Here is a 2,129-nt window from a genome sequence, read left to right as displayed (position 1 = left end):
CTCATATTCCTTGGAATAGTAGTCAAACGGCATGTTTTCAGGGATGAATAGAATCGCGTTGTAGCGAACGGCTCCATCCACACTGATATGAACGTGTGTGAGCGGTTTATCAAACCCGTAATGCTTTTCAGCATAGAATTTTTCATAATCCTCATCTGTCAGCTCGCTTTTGTTTTTTCTCCAGATCGGCACCATGCTGTTGACCGTCTGCTCTTCCTGCACCTCTTCAAATTCATTTTCGCTGCCTTCCTTCGGCTTATTAATGGTGGTATCCATTTTGATCGGGTAGCGAATGAAGTCGGAGTACTTCTTGATGATCGCTTTTAAACGATATTCCTCTAAAAACTCGTCATAGCTGTCATCTTCTGTGTTCTCTTTGATTTTCAGGATAATGTCTGTACCGACAGACTCCTTTTCACACGGCTCAATCGTATAGCCGTCTGCACCCGCAGACTCCCATTTATAAGCCTCTTCGCTGCCAAGCGCTTTACTGATGACTGTCACGACATCGGCAACCATAAATGCCGCGTAAAAACCGACACCGAACTGCCCGATAATGTCATGTCCGTCTTTCAGCTCGTTTTCCTTTTTAAACGCGAGGGAACCGCTTTTTGCAATTGTTCCAAGATGCTGTTCAAGCTCATCCTTTGTCATTCCGATCCCCGTATCAGAGATGGTTAATGTTCTCGCATCTTTGTCAGCTGCGACCTTTATGTAGTAACTGTCTTTATCAAACGTAAGCGCATCGTCCGTAAGCGCTTTGTAATAGATTTTGTCAATCGCATCACTCGAATTGGAGATTAACTCGCGCAGGAAAATTTCTTTTTGGGTATAAATGGAGTTAATCATCATATCCAGCAAGCGTTTAGACTCTGCTTTAAACTCTTTTTTCGCCACTCTTGATCGCTCCTTTACCATTATGTAAACCCTTTTCAGCATCTATTTATCACATAAGATGACAATTGTCAATCAGGTTGATAGATGCATATATATGTAAATTTAACATTAGTTGGATTTGTTTTCACTCTTTTTCTCACTCATTCTCATAAAAAAGAGAGGCTTCATCATCCTCTCTTTTTTTCTGTGTCATTCCAGCGGCCAAACTCCCGCTTCATCCATATATGCACCGGGTAGAAAAACAAACCGAACGGTATCAAAAACAAAAGATTATGCCATGAAGCATTCAGAAATGCGCTTGCAGTCACCGGGAACGTAATCTCTTGCAATAAAAAAGAGATGACAGTCAGCACAACAAATGCAGATGGAATGGTAATGAAGCAATAAAACTTGAGCTCCTTCTTATGCTGTACCTTCAAACATACAAACCTCCCAACAATTTCTAATTCATCTTAACATATGCCAGCCTTTCTTTTCTCGCATGTTTATCACTGCACATAGCGGGAAGACAAATAGAAAAAGGAGGTCTCGTATCATGGGAAGACTTGAAAACAAAACAGCAGTGATCACAGGCGCCGCGACAGGCATTGGGCAAGCAACGGCAGAGGTTTTTGCCAATGAAGGCGCGCGTGTGATAATCGGAGATATCAATAAAGATCAAATGGAAGAAACAGTTGACGCAATCAGAAAAAACGGAGGACAGGCAGAATCCTTTCACCTCGATGTGTCAGATGAAAACAGTGTGAAAGCATTTGCTGATCAAATCAAGGATGCATGCGGAACGATTGATATTCTGTTTAATAATGCCGGCGTTGATCAGGAAGGCGGAAAGGTACACGAATATCCGGTTGACCTGTTTGACCGCATTATCGCCGTCGACCTGCGCGGCACGTTCCTTTGCAGCAAATATTTGATTCCGCTCATGCTCGAAAATGGAGGCTCCATCATCAACACCTCCTCCATGTCAGGCCGTGCCGCGGACCTTGACCGCTCCGGCTACAACGCCGCAAAAGGCGGTATCACCAACCTGACAAAGGCAATGGCAATCGACTACGCACGAAACGGCATCCGCGTCAATTCCATTTCACCGGGTACGATCGAAACCCCGCTGATTGACAAATTAGCAGGCACCAAAGAACAAGAAATGGGTGAAAAATTCCGCGAAGCCAACAAATGGGTCACGCCGCTCGGCCGCCTCGGCCAGCCGAAGGAAATGGCGACAGTGGCCCTGT

3 protein-coding genes are annotated in these 2,129 nt (G+C 44.5%); 1 reads left to right on the top strand and 2 read right to left on the bottom strand.

The features are described from left to right. Window positions 1-897, bottom strand: an 897-nt coding sequence (gene htpG / locus ACWHAR_RS20100; protein ID WP_452087620.1) for a molecular chaperone HtpG, incomplete at its 3' end; no start/stop codon positions are given. Window positions 898-1,064: 167 nt separating this feature from the next. After that, window positions 1,065-1,316, bottom strand: a complete 252-nt coding sequence (locus ACWHAR_RS20095) for a hypothetical protein (RefSeq protein WP_014481429.1) — start codon at window positions 1,314-1,316, stop codon at window positions 1,065-1,067. Between the two features lie 116 nt (window positions 1,317-1,432). On the opposite strand from ACWHAR_RS20095, the gene ACWHAR_RS20090 reads away from it, so the two are divergent. Further along, on the top strand, window positions 1,433-2,129 hold a 697-nt coding region (locus tag ACWHAR_RS20090; RefSeq protein ID WP_452087619.1), incomplete at its 3' end, for an SDR family oxidoreductase.

The sequence above is a fragment of the Bacillus sp. LR--39 genome (genome assembly GCF_053613335.1).
This window is presented reverse-complemented; position numbering and strand designations above follow the sequence as displayed.